Origin of the sequence: Lacihabitans sp. LS3-19, from assembly GCF_024343575.1 — a bacterium.
Classification (GTDB): Bacteria; Bacteroidota; Bacteroidia; order Cytophagales; family Spirosomataceae; genus Leadbetterella.
On sequence record NZ_RJUA01000017.1, the window covers coordinates 34,055 to 53,477 of the forward strand.

Sequence of the window (19,423 nt, forward strand, 5' to 3'; positions counted from 1 at the left end):
TTCTTAACCAAAATTCAAGATTGTTTTTGGGCACTTCATCCCAATTTTTATATTTTAAGTTTATTTTCCAAACTAAATATAAAATTATTACTACAAATTTAAACGAAAAATCGACCGAATTGATTTCTTTAAAAATTATTTCTTTAAAGCCCAAGTTTGAGTCCCCACAAACTTGCAACCGCCCAAGTTAGTGTCCCCACAAACTTATAAACCGCCCAAGTTTGTGTCTGTACAAACTTACCCATATCCTCATCAATTTTCTGCCACTAATTTCTTATTTTTGCAAATTATAAATTTAAGTTTCAGCGAATTCAGCAAATGGAAATCTCAAAAACATATATTCCCAAGGAAATTGAAGATAAGTGGTATGCTTATTGGGAAAAAAACAAATTCTTTAAATCTACGCCTAACAAAGACAAAGAACCGTACACAATTGTCATTCCGCCACCAAATGTAACGGGTGTGTTACACATGGGACACATGCTCAACAACACCATCCAGGACGTGCTAATTCGTAAAGCTCGGATGGAAGGCAAAGAAGCTTGTTGGGTGCCTGGAACTGACCACGCATCGATAGCAACTGAAGCGAAAGTGGTGGCAATGCTCAAAGAACAAGGCATCAATAAGGCAGATCTAACAAGAGACGAATTTCTGAAATATTGTTGGGAATGGACAGAGAAATACGGTGGAATAATCCTGAAACAATTACGCAAACTAGGAGCTTCTTGCGATTGGGATCGTACACGCTTTACGATGGAGGAAAGCCTTTATGATGCCGTAATTGACGTTTTCGTAGACTTACACCAAAAAGGCGACATTTACCGTGGTTACCGTATGGTAAATTGGGATCCGCAGGCCAAAACAACGGTATCTGACGAGGAGGTAATCACGAAAGAAATGCCTTCGAAATTGGTGCATATAAAATACATCGGAGATGACGCCGAGGTGACGATCGCCACAACTCGTCCAGAAACAATTATGGCAGACGCAGCTATATGTGTGCATCCTGAAGACGAGCGTTATAAAAATTTGATAGGCAAAAAAGTTAGAATTCCACTTATCAACAGAGAAATCAGCATTATTGCCGACGAATATGTAGAGATGGAATTTGGAACGGGATGTTTGAAAGTAACTCCAGCCCATGACCAAAATGACTTTGCTCTAGGAGAAAAACATAAACTCGAAGTTATCGATATCCTGACTGATGAAGGAAAACTCAACGAAAAAGCGGAGATTTTAGTAGGTGAAGATAGATTTGTTGCTCGTAAAATGATTATCAAAATGTTGGAGGAATCGGGCAATTTGGTAAAAGTGGAAGAATACAAATCAAACGTTGGAACATCAGAAAGAACGGGTGCTGTGATTGAGCCTAAAATCTCTTTGCAGTGGTTCTTGAAAATGGAAAGATTGAGTAAACCAGCTCACGAAAATGTGATGAATGACACCATTCAACTCATTCCGCCTAAATTCAAGAATACATACAACCACTGGATGGAAAACGTTCGTGATTGGTGTATCAGTCGTCAGCTGTGGTGGGGACATCGTATTCCCGCCTATTATTTGGCAGACGGAACTTACATCGTAGCCAAATCAGTAGAGGCTGCAGTTGAAATCGCTAAAACAAAAAATGGCAAAAATGTTACGGCCGCTGACTTCACCCAAGACGAAGACGTGTTGGACACATGGTTTAGTTCATGGTTATGGCCAATATCGGTTTTTGATGGTTTCAAAGACCCCAATAATGCTGACATCAACTATTATTACCCAACCAACGACTTGGTAACAGCCCCTGAAATCCTTTTCTTCTGGGTAGCAAGAATGATAATTGCGGGATTTGAATATAAAGGCACTTATCCTTTCAAAAACGTTTATCTAACAGGAATAGTAAGAGATAAGCAAGGCCGTAAAATGTCAAAATCTTTAGGGAATTCACCAGACCCATTAGATTTGATTGACAAATTCGGAGCAGATGGCGTTCGTACAGGAATGCTTTTCAGTTCACCAGCAGGAAACGACCTACCTTACGACGAAAAACTAGTTGAACAAGGCCGCAACTTCTCCAATAAAATGTGGAACGCATTTAGGTTGGTGAAGGGTTGGAAAATCGTAAGTTCGAGCGATTCCTCTTCTGTCAATTCGAGCAATCCAACTGTCAGTTCGAGCATAAGTGAGCATGATAATGCGAAACTTACCAGCGTAGCTGCCGAGAACCTTGTCAGTTCGAGCATAAGTGAGCACGATAGGAAACTTACTAGCATAGCTATCGAGAACACGTCTGCAATATTATGGTTTAGAGCCAAACTCAACGCCGCCATCGCCGAAGCCCTCGACCACTACGACAAATTCAGAATGTCAGACGCCCTTTTAGTAACTTACAATCTCATCTGGAATGACTTCTGCTCGCAGTATCTTGAAATGATAAAGCCAGCCTATTTGGATGGACAAAGCCTACCGATAGACCAAGGAACTTACGATGCTACGCTAGAATTCTTCGAAGAACTCATGCGTTTGGTACATCCTTGGACGCCTTTTATATCGGAAGAAATCTGGCAAAACATACAAGAGCGAGCGGAGAATGACTCCATTTGTATAAAAGAATTCCCGAAAGGAGGGGAGGTAGATACCAAAATATTGGCTGATTTTGAGATATTGTTTGAGTTGGTTTCGTGGGTACGAAATACCCGTCAGTCTAAACAAATGTCTCCAAAAGAAGCTTTGCCATTGAGCATCAACACCCAAGATGCCAATAAATATGCTCATCTGGAGGATTTAATTAAAAAAATGGCTAACCTTTCAGAAATCACATTTGTGACAACCTCTGTAAAAGGCATGAGCTTAGTAATCAAAGGAGATGAATTCGGCATAGACTTGGGCGAAAACCTTGACATAACCGCCGAAAAAGAAAACCTAAAAAAAGAGCTCGAATACACCCAAGGTTTTAAAAAATCGGTTGAAGGCAAACTAGCTAATGAACGATTTGTAGCCAACGCCGCACCTGATTTAGTTCAACGTGAAAGAGATAAGCTTGCCGACGCAGATGCTAAAATAAAGGCTATTGAAGAGGCTTTGGGGAGGTTGGGGTGAGTTATGGTTTTTATAAATTGAAAAAGCACACAGAGTTTATAGGTTTGTGTGCTTTTTTTACAATTTCAATCACCAATGCTTCCGTCTAGGGTTTAGGCTTCGGATTTCCTACTGCCGAGGAATTGGTGGAGGGGTTGAGGAGGGTGGATGGGGTTTTATGATGATTTTCTCTTCGGTAAGATATAGGTTACAGAAAAAAATAGACTTGGTTTGAAAACCTTCTCAACGGTATTATCTAACGACTGAGCATCTTTCTTATACACATTGCCAATTTTATATTCGTCTGTTTTTAATCTATTTACTCTGTTGAAATTTACCCCCGCAGAAAGACTGATTAAATTAGTTTGTTTTCCCAAAACAATGGTTGGGCCAATGGCCAAATTAGTTTCAATCGTTGTCAAATCCTTTAGTTCGGTTCCAATACCAACCAACATACCCATTCTTGCGTTTTTGCCATTTCTACCTGTAATGTGCAAAAATGAACCTATTCCTAAATTTAGTCTATTTTCTGGAATTCTGCTTTGAAGAGTAACGGTCGAGTCTGTTTTTTTATCAAAATAAGGCACCAAATTTTGGGCATTTTTACCAAAACTAAGAATAGGCCCAACAGAGTAATCAAGCTTTAAGCCTCCCTTTGTTTCAAAAATAAACGGTTCGTAATCTTTCTTATTAACCTTTACTTTAAATTCTACTTCGTCTCCATTTGCCACACGCCCAATAGATCGTGCAATGTAGGAGTCTGATAATAGTAGCTTCTTTCTTAGTTCATAAGTTTTCAAATTAAGGGTATCTAAACCTTTATCTAACCTTGTATAATTTGACCTAATCGTCTCTGCTTCTTTCTTTATTCTGCTTGAATCTACTGACTCAGTTTTCAAAGCCAATTGTAGGGTCTTAACATATGATAGATAGGCTTTTTCGTAAGTTTGTTCAAACTTATCCTCCTCAATTTCGGCTTTTTTCAACAATTCATCAATCTTATAATCTTTCATTGCATCAGACATTACATTTTCATTATTGAAGGTTTCAATTTTAGAAATATGTATTAGAATACTATAAATCTTTTGAAGCGAACTCAAATTACTAACAGCTTGATTGTAAATAATACAATCTTTTACAAGGTCTTCTAAACTTTGTTTAAGATTGTCAATTTCATTCTTCTTGATTTTATTCGCAACAATAGCTGACATTGCTTTTGTAGCATCACTTATAGAATCTTCATTAGCTTTTTTTTCAATTCCAAATAGGGTCGCAAAGGATGCGGAAGGAACTGACACGTAAGAGACTATTTTGGTGTCAATTTCGACTTCGGAAGCAAATTTATTAACATTCTGAACCTCTAAGGTAACTATTTTACCATGTTTAAGCTTCAATGTATCATTTACTCTATTATTACTTAAATCAAAGACAGCTTGAGAGTAAGCATTTGAACTTAGGCCAAGAATTGCAAAAACCGTAATTATTTTTTTCATGACTAACTTATTTTAAAGTTTTCAAAAAAGGAATACTTGGAGCAAAGAAATATTCTCCACCTTTCATAGTTACAAATTGATCGAAAGTCATTCTTACCTCAGAGTTCTTATCGCCCCACTTTTTAAAGTAAGAGCTTTCAGAAGGATAACCGTCTTGGCCTATTTTCTGGCCTATTATAAGGTCAAGACCAACGTCATTACCATCATTAATCCCAAGTGCATTTTTGGGAAAACTTTTATCATTTGCCCATTGTTTTTGAATTCTTTCAAACTGAGCTTCGATACTGGCCTGATAGCTCTGGAATAACAGCCCAACACCTCCCAAGGGTTTAGTTTCTGCAATCCCGTCGTCCATATCGTCTAGCCGTTCTCCGAAAGGAATTCCTCTTCTTGCCATTATGGCGGACTTTGAGTCACTTATATCACTTCTTGGATTGGTTTTTCTGATATGAGCGTGGTAAGGACATTTGCTTTGTTCGTCTTCAGAATAATCAAAATTATTGAAGGAAGAGTTGGCTATTAAGCCTTCATGTTCTGACATTTGAATCGGTGTGCCGTCCTCAAATCTACCCATAATCATAGCTCCAACTCGTTCTCTTTCGTCACCTTTTAAATGTAAATTATCAGCCAATTTCTCTTCAGCCTTTTTAAAACCTTGAACGTTTTGCTCTAATTTTCTAAAAACAAAAAAACTGCCCTGGGCAGTGGTGAAAAATGGATCTGGGGTTAAAACCAGTTTTAGATCTGCGGTTGGGTCGAACTTTAGTTTTCCAGATTCTCCGTGAGCATCTCTGTATTTTTGTATTTCATCTTCAAAAAATAAAGGCTGCGATATGCCATCTACATAACCGAAATGCTCCAAACCTGCTCCTTCTCTATTTTTAATTGCATCTCCAAATTCTATATGGTGTACGGTAGCAAATGATTCTACTTCATTCTTAATTTTTGCAGCCAATTGTTCAACCTTATTTTTTTCATTATCACCTATTAATAAGTGAAAATGTATATTTTGTTGGTAGCCCTCACCCCATTTCGCTTTGTCGGGATCATCTAAACCAGCCTGTTCCATCCCATTTAAAAAAGCAGATTTACCCAAAAATTTGTCTTCTGTGATCAACGGGTCGAAAAGGTAATCGTATCCCAGTCTAGAAATGTGTATGCAAGCAAAAAGTCCTCCATCAATTCTTTGAGTTTTCCAGAGATGGGTTGCATACAACTGCTCATATCCTGACTTTATAATTCCTTCATTTACTAGACTATTTAGCCAATTCTTCACTTCCTTTTCTTCTCCTAATCTACCTTCAATAAAAAGATTCGCAGTATGTTCTCTTCCATGACTTTTGAGAATATTTCCTTGTATGTCACTCAGTGTCTGACGGTGCTTTGGGTCTAAATAATTAATTGCCATAATTTTAAAAAATTTAATGAAGCCCTACTCTCTTTTTATCGCTGCTTTTTCGGGATACTTTCAGCTTAAACAACTTTTGGAATTTGTTAACAGTGTAATATTTATGCCGTATTTGATAACCAAGATTGTCCAAGTATAAAAAAATACTTAAGAAAATAAGTTGGTCAATTTTTGATTAAGAAAATTCCAGCAACCAGTAGTCCAAAACCCACAACTGATAACCATGGTAATTTTTCAATAATTGCCAAAATGATTTTCGCAATGTTGTCATCAATACTAGCCACTTCTAAGCCCTTATTTGTGTTTTCTTTTGGATGGAGTTCATTCCATAATAAAAGAAGTTGAAAGAGTGTGCCTAGTATTATTAGAATAATTCCCAATAAATCCTTAATAAATTCGATGTTTTTCATAATCTTATTTTTTTAAAAGTTTAAATTTTCAGATTCAAGAGCCTTTTGAACGGGTAAACTCATATTTCTTTCCTCTATCAATTACACCCCCCAAACTCAGTCATAAATACAACCCCATTATCAGCCTTAAAACCTGGTTCAAGTGTGATGCTTTTTCCTGCTTTATAGGTTACAATGGCGGTTCCAGTTATTTTATTCGTGGCGATAATAACTCCAGTGCTGGCATTTACTTCCTTAATCAAAATCCCACTCGAAATATCATGTGCCGTACTCGCCAATGTCATGGAAGTAGCACATGGCGGTGGGCAAACCGACAAAACCGAAAATGGAACTGCTGGGTTATCAGATGCAGAAGGGTTTGATGAAATAATTCTTATCTTATAATTGCTACCAACACTTACAGAATTAGGAACCGTTGCCACTATTGTGCCTGAACTAACACTCGTCAAAGACCCAAGTGAAGTTGTTCCACTGGTAAACGTTCCTGATGCGTTTGAAAGCTGTGCCGTGAAAACATTACCCGAATTGAAAGTGCCGACCGCCGTAAATGGAATATTGAAAGCGGTGTTTTGACAGAAAGCAGAAGGTGAGCTAGAAAGTGTAAAAGTATTTGAAACTATAAAGTCTTTTATACCTACTACACTCCATTTGTTATTAATATCTTTGGCTCTAATTGAAATTTTATGAGTACCTAAGCCTAAGCTAGTCAAAGCCGCTGTGAAATTCACAGTAACAGGTGAATCAGGGCTTACGGCTACGGCAGTTGCTGCCCCATAACCAGGGTCTGTGTCTATGAAATACTCCATGGCAACGATATTCGGAATGCTTGAAGAAACCGTTGATTCTTTATAAAATGGCCTTACGGCTACAACACTCCATTTGTTATTGGCATCTTTTGCTCGAACCGAGAGAAAATGAAAACCATCTGTAACCGTATTTGGCAAAGCAAAAGTAAAATTTTGAGACATTGGACTCCCTGCTGTAACTGCTACGCTAGTTGCCAATCCATAACCTGGATCGGCATCAATAAAATATTCCAACGCGGTAATATTTGGAATACTTGCTGTAGAAATCGCTTCTTTGTAGAAAGGCCTTACAGCTACAGCACTCCATTTATTATTAGCATCTTTTGCCCTTATAGAAATAAAATGAAAACCATCAGCCACTGTATTTAGCAAAGCTACAGTAAAGTTTTGAGTCAATGGGCTTCCTGCTGTAACCGCCACACTTGTAGCTAAACCATAGCCTGGGTCGGCATCAATAAAATATTCCATTGCGGTAATATTTGGAATACTTGCCGTAGAAATTGCTTCTTTATAGAAAGGCCTTACTGCTACCTCGGACCATTTATTATTGGCATCTTTGGCTCTTATAGAAAGAAAATGAAAACCTTCTGATACAGTATTTGGCAAAGTAACGGTAAAATTTTGAGTCAATGGACTTCCAGCCGTGACGGCTACACTTGTAGCCAATCCATAGCCTGGGTCGGCATCAATGAAATATTCCAATTCTGTAATATTTGGAATGGCAGCCGTAGAAATAGCCTCTTTGTAAAAAGGCCTAATGGCGGTTATTCCCCAAGTATTATTAACATCTTTAGCTCGGATACTCAAAAAATGAAACCCATCTGATACGCTCGAAACAGAAATATTAATATTAGCAGTTAAAGACGTATTAGCAGTAATTGGCACATCTATTCCTGCTCCGAAACCTGGATCCGCATCAATGAAATATTCTAATTTATTGATATTTTGGGCGAAAACAAAGGTGTAAGGCAGTAAAAGGACTAGAAAAAATAACTTTTTCATAATTTTTAAATCTAATTATTTCCTCTTACAGATACGTTGACATTTATAGGTGTAGTGCTATTTCCTACGCCTGAAGGTAAGTAACTTGTAATGATTGGATAAGCAGGCATCCCCGACAAAATATAGGGATTTGAACCTCCAAATGCCCCAGCATTTGTCCCTCCAGTACCAATGCCGATGGCTGAAGAACCAACCCCAAGTTGAAAGTTTGCATCTTCTGTGCTCCAAGTAGTCCAAGGATTTGAAGTTAAAAAAGTAACGGTTTCGTCGCCGAAATTGACATTACCATTACCAGAAGGGGTTGCTGCCTGTCCAAGGCAAATATTATTTGAAATTGTATTTCCGACACTTGACCCATTAATTACACCAACTACAAATTCTTGAACTGTAGCAGAACCTCTGGCATCTAAAATGTTATTGGTTACACCACAACCAAATAAGGAAGAGAAAGCCGAACCACCGCCCCTATAATAAATATTATTGCTAATTACAGAATTTGTTAAGTTAATAATTGAACCAGAAAAAATAATACAATTTGAGACTAAACAATTATACCCATACTGGCTATTGATTACTGTTGAATTATTTCCTGAAACACCTCCAGACATATAACACTTCGTAATTGTGCCATTATTCCCTCTTGAATTTACTCCACCAACTAAATTAGTACTTACTCCAAAGAAAGTACTTCCCAATTTGCATCGAGTAATAGTAATATTTATATCATTAATGCTCACGCTCCCCACTTGGTCAATTCCTGTTAAAATACTATTAGCTGAGCCATTATTAAATGTTAGTGTGCTGATTTGTGAATTACGTGTTTCAAATGAATTATTTATATTTTTACTATTAAAATAACCATTTCCAATAATGGTAAGTCGTTTACGGCAATCCAACGTGCCATAGTTTGTTGTACTTGGTTCTACATAAACAATATCCCCGGCAACAGCTGCATCATGGGCGGCTTGAATGGTTGTATAAACATTCACCCCCGCAATACCAGGGTTATTGTTACAACGGCGAACAGTCTGGGCAGAAATAGAAAGGCTAAATGCCAAAAGGCAAATAATTGATAAGAAAGTAATTGATTTTTTCATTGTTTTATTTAATTATTGAGATACTATTTTTTACATAATTGATTCTTCTGCGAGAGATTTTCAAAAGATTTCCATTGGCCATTTTCAGAGAAGCATAAACTCCATAATGCTCCATTTCTTTCACATAATCAGGATTCACCAAATGGTTTTTGCTAACTCTTATGAAGCTTCCAAGCTTCTCTTGGTGTCTCAAAAGCGTAAAGCTCGACACCACCTTCTTTCCATCCACCAGATGGAATTCTGTGTAGTTGATATCACCTCTCAGAAAGAGGATTTCATTGCTTTGGGGGTAATTGATTTTTATCATGACTTTTGGGGTGTTTGGTTTCCCAACCACTGACAAACCAATGGTTGTTATCAATAAATACTTTGTCTTCTTTCAATAAATCATAAAGGATTCTGAATTCTTCTTGTGAGAGCTGCCCAAATGCATGTGATACTTGTTCTTCATCCACAGCCGTGAGGTAGCCCTCTTTGGCTTTGGTATCCCATCCAATGGTGTAGCTGACCACTTTCTTCATCCTCTATTTTTTCTTATCAAAATTAGGCTGAAGCAGTGGGCAAGGAAATACTGTGATTTTGGTATTTTTTGGGGATTGAGTACTGTTTAGGCAGTAGATTTGGGCCTATATTTAGATTTTTATGTATCTTCACAAAGTTTTTGCATGTATTAATGAAAATCAGGTATTTAAGTATTTTACTTTCCCTTCTAATTCTTGTAGGACTTATTTTCTTTAAACCGTGGTTTAGAGAGGCAGAAATTGGAAAAAAAACAATTTTTGTAAAAGAAAAAGAATTCATAAAAGAATACGAAGAAATTGCTAGAGAGATTTCTTACTTTAAAGATTCTGCGACTCTATACAAAAAGTTGAGATTTCTTGAACAAAAAGCAAAAACCTCTAAAATGGATGCGGATTTACTTCTAAGCCATATATTATTTGGTGATGATGACTCTTTTAAAAGTAAGTATTTCAATTCAAATTTTCAGTATTTTGAAGCTTTGAAGTATGCACAAAGGCTTAATTCAAGTTATTTTATGTCGAAAATATATCATGGATTAGCAATAAATCATAGACAAGAAAATAAAAATGATGATGCAATAGAATTTTATAGAAAAGGAATATCAGAAGCATTAAAATTAAAAGGCTATAATAATTTTGGATCTCTTTATAATGATTTTGGAATTGCCTTTTTTGAGAATAAACAAATCGATTCTGCAAAATATTACTATGAAAAAGCGTTATTGGTTTTTAAAAACGAGAATAATCCTATTGGAGATGGAATATATAATTCTAATATAGGAGATGTGTATTTTGATGAAAAAAAATTTAAATTAGCTTTATCCGCTTACTTAAAATCTAAATTGGTTTTTGCTGTTTTAAACCATGAAGGCCTAAATGCCCAAGTTTATTTTGATATAAGCAAAACCTATTATGAGATAAATGATATTAAAAATGCATTGATTTACGCCTTAGATGCGAATAAAAATAGTATTAAAACTAAAAATTTGAACCTAATATATGATTCAGAAATTTTACTCTCCAAAATATATTCAAAGTTAAATAATTATAAATTATCTAATGCCTATTTATTCAAGTGCATTGAAACAAGAAATGAGATAAATAAACAAGACTTAAATAGTAAAATTAAAGCGGCTAAATATGGCTATGATTTTGAATTACAAAAAATACTAAACGAAACGCAGTTAAGGGACATCGAACAGAAAAAGAAAGAAAATTTTTGGTTAATTTTTGGAATATTATTGGCATCCCTATTGGTTGGATTAATTTCATATTTCCTTTTTGATAGGACTAAAAAAAGTAAAATTATTGAAGCTCAAAAAGAAGAATTATCGAATGTTAATTCATCTTTGGAAGAAAAAGTAAAGGAAAGAACAGCTGAACTCTTCTTAGCTAATAAAGAGTTAGTTATGAAAAACTTCGAAATAACCGAGGCCTTGTTTAAAGGTCAAGCCATAGAACGTAAACGAGTTGCAGCAGAATTGCATGACAATCTTGGGAGTACTCTATCTGCTTTAAAGTGGCGTTTGGGAGCTTTAGATGCTACGAATTTGTCTAAGAATGAGAGAATTATATATGAAGGAATAAAAGAAAATATGGGTATTGCTTATGAAGAAGTTAGGCTAATTTCCCACGGTTTGATGCCTTCCCAATTCGAAAATTATGGTTTAGTTAATTCAATCAATAAATTTGCAGACGAGATAACTGAAAGTAGAAAAATAGGTGTACATACCGATTTTAAGGAATTTGAATTTGTTCATAATAATAATTTATTACTAGAATTTTATAACATTACACTTGAATTAGTAAATAATGCTCTCAAATATGCGAATGCAAGTAATATTTGGATAGTTTATTCATCTTCTAATAGACACTTACATTTAATTGTCAAAGATGATGGTTCAGGTTTAAGCCCCAAGAGCATCGGTATGGGTTTAAATAATATTTATGAAAGATTGAGGCCTTATGATGGGAGTATTACATTAAACAACTCAAAAGAGAACAAAGGGTTAATAGCTTTAGTAAAAGTTGATTTTTAATGGAATAATTAAAGTATATAAAGTGAATTCAAAATAGCCCTTTCTGTTGATAAAATTTAGTAAAATCTGAATATGGGTTACAAAAAAAAGAATTCAAATAATATCCTTGTGATTTAATTCTATTAATCACTTTTTTTATTAATGGCTCTTTTTCAGCACTTGGATATTCTTTAATAACTTTTGAAATTAAATTTACCCTCAAAAGGCCGAAACTAAAATTATTATCAGATGGGTTTTCTCCAAATCCGATTGAATTATTGATTTTATGTAGAAAAAATGGAACTCCTAACCGAAAGTTTACCCTATTGGCATTATAAAAATTGATTACCATCTCAAAGAATAAGTCAAAATTTATAATTGGGAAAAACAGAACTAAAATATCAGATCTGTCATAAAATTTTGTTTTGTAAAAACACTTTAAACTAAAGTAATTTGTATTATCTTTTATAGCATATTTAATAAAATTCACAACACCTTCCTTTGTTAAGTTCAAATAAAATCGTCCAATATGATTATTTGGATATGTACAACTAAAGTTTTTCCTCAAATAAAAAAAATTATCATCATACCAATGATTATAAACAAAATAATTAATCCTATTACTATTATTATTATTTACAAAATATTCTCCCGGATTCAAGACCAAAGGTGCCATTAAACTTCCTGCTTTTACTATTCCATTTTCAAGCTTCCTAATTACTTCAACGTTTTTCGTTTCATTGTCTAAATACTCAATCTTCAAAATATCAGTTAAAAAACACTCATTACCTACTTCTCCAATGGGATTTGTATACGTTCGATATAATAAAGATTGTACAGATGGTCCATTAAGTAATGGATTTAAGTTTCTATTTACCTCTATTTTGTTTTGCAAAAAGGTATCAAAATAATCATATAATTCTTTCATTTCTGTTTATAGCCGATAATAGATCAGTGGATAATTTAAAATAAAAATTATCTTTTATTTGATTGATTTGATATTCATTATCTATAACAATTCTCCAAATTATTGAGATGGAAAGGAACGCTAAAAATTTTCTGAATTTTTTAGTATTTCGTAAGTAAATATTTTTAAAAACAACCTTGTATTCTGGATTGTGTGTTATAAAATTGACTAAATCACTTCGGCCAGTAAAATCCAAAATTTCAAAATTATCAGTATCATATAATATTAAAGAGGAAACAAAATAACTCAATTCAAAAACCTCATCACCAATTCCAGCATTTTCCCAATCAATCACATAATAATCATTTTCAGATAATATTATAATATTATCTGATTTCAAATCCCCATGAACACAAGTCTCATGTACATATTTTTTTTTCCATTTACTTATTGATAAGGCTAGATCTGTGCTAAGTTTCTGAATAAAATAACTTTTAGAAAACAATTGGGGAGGATAATTTTTTTTGAAAGATGATGGATTTAATTTTCCTAGTGACTGTTGAATTCTAAAGAAAATTAATACTTTGTCCTCCAAAATCAAGCCATGCGATAGTTTTGGTTTGATATACCGATAAATAATAATGTCATTAAGTTTATCAATATGCAAGACTTCTGGAGTACAGAAGAAACCCGAAATTAATTTTTGATTTCGAGTTTCCTTTCTGAATCGGCTTTTCTCTTTTTTATCTTCACTAAAAAATGATTTCAAAATGAATTCATCATTAATATTCAAAACAAGAGTTGCAGAATTTCTTAATTCCTGAATTTTCCAAACAACAATTTTTTCTTGAAGAACAAGACTTAACCAAAATTGTATATAGTCTTTGGTGAAAATCAAAATTATTTAATGGTAATAAGTGGGTTTTGGTTAATTTTACCATTTTCTGTTACCTCGTCCTCAAATAAGTAATCACAAGGATTGAAAAAATCTAAATACTTTGTACCCAAAGGCTTATAGTATATACTTGGAAAAATAATAAATGATACATGACTAATATCAATACTTTGATTTGTTAATTCTGCTTTTGTTACAAGTGTGAACCATTCATCCAAATAAAAGTACATATCTTCCTTTTTTTCGGTTATTTGCAGCATAGGATCTATGACAATGCTCTGAAGATAATTGATTTGTCTATTTTTATATTTTCTTATTGCTTCTTTTCTCACTAAAACAGCTTGATGATTTTCCCAAGTATCAGCTACCAAATCTTTTCTTGAAATGGCATAAATTTTTTCACATTTTAAATTATTATTGTTAATAACTTCTGCAATCATATTTGACACATTATAGCACGAATTATCTATTTTTGATAAATCAATATTGTCCAATATAATTTTTAAGTCCTTATATTGTTTAAGTGTTACAAATTTATTTCTTAAAGAATCATTTTTTAATAAAGTTTCTACCATACTCACTTTGTGAGGGTATTTCTCTTGGCAAGTTTTTAAGGCTTCAGGTGCCATTTAGATAATATCAAATGTTAAACTTAGACCTTTCATTTCAAATCTCGTCCATGTAACAGGGCATGGCCTTTGAGTAATGGCAGGTATTTGACCTCCTTGCCCAGAAGTTCCATTTTTTTTCATAATCAAAATTCTTTGTTCAAAATCATTTGATAAAGGTTTATTTTGAAAATCTAAAACGAAATTTTTTATGTATTTGGAATCTAAAAAAAATGAGTTTTTACCAGGTTCAATCAATCCAGAAATTCCGCCTATGATGGAAACTCCATCGTTGGTGATTTTGTCAACATTGACAATGATTGCCACATTTTTTTCTCCATCCTTAAATTCGTTTAGTTTTTTTATGACCGCATCTTTGTTCATAATTAAAAAGTTTATTATTTATTATTTTAAAATTTAATTCCTGTTTTTTGTTAGGTTAAACATAGTTTTTCTTTAACATTAATTCCCATATTGGACATAAATTAAAGCTTTTAAACTTAATTTCTTGTCCAGTTTTTTATTCGGTTAAACTTCTTCTCACAGTATATAACAATAAAAAGTTTGACTTCATAATTAAATATTTTTATTTAATATCTATCATTCCACCACCCCATTCCTCAACCCCCACCTCATCAGTCCAATCGCACTATTTACCCCCAGTTTCTTCATCAAATTTCGTCTGTGGGTTTCTACGGTAGTGCTGCTAATGTGCAGACGGTCGCCTATTTCTATGTTGCTGAGGTCTTCGCTTATTAGTTTTAGTATTTCTATTTCGCGTTTGGTGAGTGGGTTTACGTCTTCCACTCGGGTTTTGCCATTTGGGCTTTCGAATTCGGGTATTTCGGCTAGTTTTTTTACTATTCGCTCGCTAAAATACTTTTCGCCATTGGCTACAGTTCTTATGGCGTTTATGAGTTCTGGCTTTTCGGCACTTTTCATTACGTAGCCGTAAATACCCACTTTCAAAGCTTCCTTTATATGTTGGGCTTCCTCACTCATGGTCAGCATAATGCTCCTTGTTTTTGGTGAGGTGTCCTTCATACGCATGGTCATCTCTATGCCATTTAACAAGGGCATGTGATAATCCGCCAAAACGATGTCAACTGTATTTTTTTCAGCAAAAGAAAGAGCCTGCCAACCATTGTTTACTGTGCCAACTATCTCGAAGCCATCTACCGTACCCAAAAGCATACTCAAACTTTCGGCAACAAGATGGTGGTCGTCAGCTATTAGGATTCTAGTGGCTTCCATGGATTATAATGGTTTTTAGGGTTTTTCTTTTAAAATTCAAAATAATAATTCTAATTTCAAAATATTATTCTTAATTCTTAAGCAAAATTGGAAAGATATTTCTTTATAAAAAATACTGTCTAGACAGTATTTTTATGGTTTTATTCTACTGGTTTTCAGGTATTTTTTAATTTATTCTAAACAAAAGACCCATGTCCTACTCTCAAACCCTAGCCAACCGCATCCGGTTCAGTCTACAAAACCTCGAAAACGTCGAGGAAAAAGAAATGATGGGTGGTTTATGTTTTATGCTGAATGACAAAATGTGTGTGGGCATCATCAAAGATGAGTTGATGTGCAGGGTAGATCCTGATGAGAAAGCTGAGCTTTTAGAAAAACAGGGCTGCTTCGAGATGATGTTTACAGGCAGACCCATGAAAGCATTTGTGCAAGTAGACGAAACTGGGTTAAGAACCCAAGCTGATTTTAATTTCTGGATTAACAAATGCCTAGAATATAATCCTAAAGCGAAATCCTCAAAACGGAACGCCGCCCGAAATAAAAAACCTCATTCAGATAAATCCAAATGAGGTAAATAAACCGTCAAACGCAAATCAAATATCACAAACTGTCATTCGTATAAAACGTCAATCGAATAAATCGTAAATCGTAAATCGTCAATCGTAAATCGAGTCAATCGTCAATCCAATAAATCTAAAATTAAACCAATCAAATCAATGTCCACCCTTCACATTGCTAACTTCCTTGTCAAAGTCAATCCCTTGCTTACGCAATACTTTCTGAACGATAATTCCAAAGACAAATAGATAAACAAAACAAGCTGTAGCTAGAAGGTAGGAAGTCTGAATTCCTGCGGTATCAGCAATTCTTCCTTGTACCACTGGTATTATTGCTCCACCCAGTATCATCATTATCAAAAATGCCGAGCCTTGGTTGGTATATTTTCCCAAGCCAGCTGTTCCTAATGAGAAAATACTTGGCCATAGTATAGAACAAAACAATCCACCAGAAATCAATGAAAATAAGGCAACTTTTCCGGTGGTCATCACCCCAATTATGGTCATTATGGCTCCTAGTGCAGTAAATAACAATAACAATCTCACAGGTTTTTCTTTACTAGCAAAATAAGCCACAATTAAAACAACCACACAAGCTGCATAAGGCAATAAATCTGTCACATCACCACTATAAAGAGAATTAACTAATAATATAATGGCAAAAGCCACAAAAGGCACTACGACTATTAGGATTCGTTTTAGTTTAGGAGAAGGGTCAAAATTGCTAATTGAAGCCGTCCATCTACCAATCATCATACTTCCCCAAAACAGAGAAACGTATTTTGATATTTCTGAAGAGTCCAAGTTTTCTGTGATTTTCAAGTATTCACCTAAATTTGAACCAATAGTTACTTCTACCCCGACATATACAAAAATAGCTGTCATGCCCAATATCGCTTGTGGATAGGATAAAACCGAGCTTGCATTGGTAACTGCTCCAGATTTTTTACCTACCGAATATATCAAATAGCCAAGCATCAAAACTACCATCAAGCCGAACGTAAACATGATGGCTGTTTCAATAGAAGTAAATATGGCTACCAAAACACATACACTTAGAAATATCATCGGAAGTGTTAACATTACGTTACTTACTTTAACATCTTCATCGTTTTTGATTCTAGGCAAATTTGATTTCCAGAAAAACAAGGCAAGCAAGGCAAATAATAATCCCAAGAATAAGTAAGGTATTTTGACATCTTCTATCGAAGCGTTTTCTGCCGCTTCTTTAGAAATAGAACCAAATATTGCAAATGAAACCAAAGCTGGGCCAATTGTGCCGCCTAAGTTATTTACTGCTCCACCAAGGTTAATCCTTTGTGCTCCAGTTTCAGGAGGTCCCAAAGCTATCATAAAAGGCTGGGTAGCGGTTTGTTGTAATGAAAAACCCAATCCAACTATAAATAATCCTGCCAATAATAGGGGATAAGAAGCAGTTTGAGCGGCCGGATAAAACAATAAAGTACCTACGGCAGAAATCAAAAGGCCAATCACGATTCCGTTTTTATAACCGATTTTGTTTAGAATATCTCCTTTCATTATTTTTGAAAAGATCAAATACAAAACCGAACCAATAAAATAAGCAGCATAAAAAGCGAAATCTACCAATTGGGCTTGGGTTTGGGTTAAATCAAACTTTAGTTTGAATAGCGGAATCAATATTCCGTTGGATGCTGCCACAAAACTCCAAAAAAACCATACGGTCATGAGGGTATACAGAGCAGGGAGGTTTGTTGAATTGTTTTTGTTTTCCATATTTAAGGGTTTGTTTTATTAAGTTCTGATTCATCTTGCCATTCGTAAAAAACGTTCTTGGCAGCATCCCAATTTGGGTATATCAAAAAGTGCTTTTCTTTTACCAATTTAAACAGCACATCTCTCATCTCTGCCATATTTTCGTTATTCACAGCTGACATAAAAACTACATTTTCAGCATTTTTCTGCAAATATCCTGTTTTTAACCTCTCTAAATTGATTCTCAAGTCTTCTTCTGTAGCCAAATGTTTGTCAAGACCTTCGTTAGACTCTGGTTCGTATTGATCCAATTTGTTGAAGACCAATATGGTAGGTTTGTCTTTGGCATTAATTTCGGCTAATGTAGTATTTACTACATCTATTTGTTCTTCAAAAGAGCCATGAGAGATATCCACCACATGTATCAAAATATCTGCTTCCCGAATTTCATCCAATGTCGATTTAAACGACTCCACAAGAGTTGTCGGAAGCTTTCTTATAAAACCAACTGTGTCAGTCAATAGAAATGGAATATTTCCCAAAACCACTTTCCGTACGGTAGAATCTATTGTAGCAAATAGCTTATTTTCTGCAAAAGCCTCCGTTTTTGCTAGTTTTTGCATTAAAGTTGACTTGCCAACATTGGTATAACCTACCAAAGCTACACGCACAAGCCTGTCCCTTTCTTTTCTTCTAGTGGCAGATTGTTTATCTATTTTTTCAAGTTTATCTTTCAAAAAAGCTATTCTGTCTTGTACTATACGCTTATCAGTCTCTAGTTCTTTTTCACCAGGTCCACGCATACCTATACCACCTTTTTGTTTGCTTAAGTGAGACCACATTCGGGTAAGTCTCGGCAAAAGATATTTGTATTGTGCCAACTCTACCTGACGCTTTGCTTGGTCTGATTGGGCTCTTTGCGAAAAAATATTTAAAATAAGTAGACTCCTGTCCATAACTTTTATTTCTTCAAAAGCCTTTTCAAGATTCCTCACTTGCGAAGGACTAAGCTCATCATCAAAAATTATGGTATCTACAGGATTTATTTTTATCCAAGTCTGAATTTCCTCCAATTTGCCTTTTCCCACGAACGTCTTCTGATCTGCATAGTTAAGCCGCTGAACAAATACTTTTAAGGTCTTTACACCTGAAGTTTCTGCCAAAAAAGCCAGTTCTTCGAGGTATTCCTTAGTTTTTTCCGCATTTTGTTTCTGAGAAATCAAGCCTACCAAAATGGCAGTTTCTTGGGGTTTTTCCGTCGAATTTAATTGTTTGTTTATCAAATTGATATTTTTAAATTATTTCTCAATTGAAATATTGGACAATTTTTCTAAATAAAACTCCAATAATCAATATTCTTATGACAATATTAAGAATATTTTTTGGCTGAATCATTAAATAAATTTTCCATTTCATTGCCAATAATATTTTCATGAAAGCTTTAAATTTACTGCTGAAAAATTTATTTTTATATAAAGTGCTTAAAATCAGTCTTCTATTGTTAAACTATTATTTTTTTTAAATACGTAAACTTATTTTGGCACAGTATTAGTAAAGGATATAAACGAAACCGAAAGTTATTAAACGGATATAAACATGAAGATTAATAGATCGCAGATTTAAAAAACGGCAATTTGATTGGAATTTTAT

Annotated in this window: 17 protein-coding genes; 3 read left to right on the plus strand and 14 right to left on the minus strand. The window is 34.5% G+C overall.

Features of this window, described 5'->3' with window-relative positions:
* The first annotated feature begins 318 nt into the window (after positions 1-318).
* Positions 319-3,084, plus strand: a complete 2,766-nt coding sequence (locus tag EGI22_RS12650; protein ID WP_255068832.1) for a valine--tRNA ligase — start codon at positions 319-321, stop codon at positions 3,082-3,084.
* A 155-nt stretch (positions 3,085-3,239) separates the two neighbouring features.
* Here EGI22_RS12650 and EGI22_RS12655 read toward each other — a convergent pair whose 3' ends face one another.
* The 7 genes from EGI22_RS12655 to EGI22_RS12685 form a co-directional block, all read right to left on the minus strand.
* Positions 3,240-4,556, minus strand: coding sequence for a hypothetical protein (locus EGI22_RS12655; RefSeq protein ID WP_255068833.1), 1,317 nt, complete (start codon positions 4,554-4,556; stop codon positions 3,240-3,242).
* 7 nt (positions 4,557-4,563) lie between these two features.
* On the minus strand, positions 4,564-5,964 hold the full coding sequence (locus EGI22_RS12660) for a Dyp-type peroxidase (RefSeq protein WP_255068834.1): 1,401 nt from the start codon (positions 5,962-5,964) through the stop codon (positions 4,564-4,566).
* A 164-nt stretch (positions 5,965-6,128) separates the two neighbouring features.
* Complete coding sequence (locus tag EGI22_RS12665; protein ID WP_255068835.1) at positions 6,129-6,374, minus strand: hypothetical protein; 246 nt, start codon at positions 6,372-6,374, stop codon at positions 6,129-6,131.
* A 77-nt stretch (positions 6,375-6,451) separates the two neighbouring features.
* The gene (locus tag EGI22_RS12670; protein ID WP_255068836.1) at positions 6,452-8,182 is read right to left on the minus strand and encodes a 3-coathanger stack domain-containing protein; all 1,731 of its coding nucleotides are present in this window, start codon (positions 8,180-8,182) and stop codon (positions 6,452-6,454) included.
* Between the two features lie 11 nt (positions 8,183-8,193).
* On the minus strand, positions 8,194-9,279 hold the full coding sequence (locus EGI22_RS12675) for a hypothetical protein (protein ID WP_255068837.1): 1,086 nt from the start codon (positions 9,277-9,279) through the stop codon (positions 8,194-8,196).
* A gap of 4 nt (positions 9,280-9,283) precedes the next feature.
* Positions 9,284-9,586 (minus strand): LytTR family DNA-binding domain-containing protein, encoded by a 303-nt coding sequence (locus EGI22_RS12680; protein WP_255068838.1) that lies wholly within the window; start codon positions 9,584-9,586, stop codon positions 9,284-9,286.
* The gene (locus tag EGI22_RS12685) at positions 9,555-9,800 is read right to left on the minus strand and encodes a hypothetical protein (protein ID WP_255036176.1); all 246 of its coding nucleotides are present in this window, start codon (positions 9,798-9,800) and stop codon (positions 9,555-9,557) included. The genes EGI22_RS12680 and EGI22_RS12685 overlap by 32 nt, the downstream gene beginning before the upstream one ends.
* Before the next feature lie 152 nt (positions 9,801-9,952).
* Between EGI22_RS12685 and EGI22_RS12690 the strand changes: the two genes are divergently transcribed.
* Positions 9,953-11,839, plus strand: coding sequence for a tetratricopeptide repeat-containing sensor histidine kinase (locus EGI22_RS12690; RefSeq protein WP_255068839.1), 1,887 nt, complete (start codon positions 9,953-9,955; stop codon positions 11,837-11,839).
* Between the two features lie 28 nt (positions 11,840-11,867).
* Here the strand turns inward: EGI22_RS12690 and EGI22_RS12695 are convergent, their stop codons facing one another.
* The 5 genes from EGI22_RS12695 to EGI22_RS12715 all read right to left on the minus strand — a co-directional run bounded on the left by EGI22_RS12695 (position 11,868) and on the right by EGI22_RS12715 (position 15,482).
* Positions 11,868-12,746 (minus strand): T3SS effector HopA1 family protein, encoded by an 879-nt coding sequence (locus tag EGI22_RS12695; RefSeq protein ID WP_255068840.1) that lies wholly within the window; start codon positions 12,744-12,746, stop codon positions 11,868-11,870.
* The gene (locus EGI22_RS12700) at positions 12,730-13,623 is read right to left on the minus strand and encodes a phosphotransferase (protein WP_255068841.1); all 894 of its coding nucleotides are present in this window, start codon (positions 13,621-13,623) and stop codon (positions 12,730-12,732) included. Before EGI22_RS12700 ends, EGI22_RS12695 begins: the two co-directional genes overlap by 17 nt.
* 2 nt (positions 13,624-13,625) lie before the next feature.
* Positions 13,626-14,249 carry a hypothetical protein gene (locus tag EGI22_RS12705; RefSeq protein WP_255068842.1) on the minus strand — a complete coding sequence of 208 codons (624 nt, stop codon included), beginning with the start codon at positions 14,247-14,249 and terminating at the stop codon, positions 13,626-13,628.
* The gene (locus EGI22_RS12710) at positions 14,250-14,612 is read right to left on the minus strand and encodes a hypothetical protein (RefSeq protein WP_255068843.1); all 363 of its coding nucleotides are present in this window, start codon (positions 14,610-14,612) and stop codon (positions 14,250-14,252) included. It abuts the gene before it with no gap.
* A 216-nt stretch (positions 14,613-14,828) separates the two neighbouring features.
* Positions 14,829-15,482 (minus strand): response regulator transcription factor, encoded by a 654-nt coding sequence (locus EGI22_RS12715; protein WP_255068844.1) that lies wholly within the window; start codon positions 15,480-15,482, stop codon positions 14,829-14,831.
* A gap of 191 nt (positions 15,483-15,673) precedes the next feature.
* Between EGI22_RS12715 and EGI22_RS12720 the strand changes: the two genes are divergently transcribed.
* Positions 15,674-16,051, plus strand: coding sequence for a TfoX/Sxy family protein (locus EGI22_RS12720; RefSeq protein ID WP_255068845.1), 378 nt, complete (start codon positions 15,674-15,676; stop codon positions 16,049-16,051).
* A gap of 144 nt (positions 16,052-16,195) precedes the next feature.
* On the opposite strand, the gene EGI22_RS12725 is transcribed toward EGI22_RS12720, so the two are convergent.
* Entirely contained in the window at positions 16,196-17,794 is a 1,599-nt protein-coding gene (locus tag EGI22_RS12725) for an MFS transporter (RefSeq protein WP_255068846.1), read from the minus strand.
* 2 nt (positions 17,795-17,796) lie between these two features.
* Positions 17,797-19,056, minus strand: a complete 1,260-nt coding sequence (gene hflX / locus EGI22_RS12730) for a GTPase HflX (RefSeq protein WP_255068847.1) — start codon at positions 19,054-19,056, stop codon at positions 17,797-17,799.
* Between the last annotated feature and the right edge of the window lie 367 nt (positions 19,057-19,423).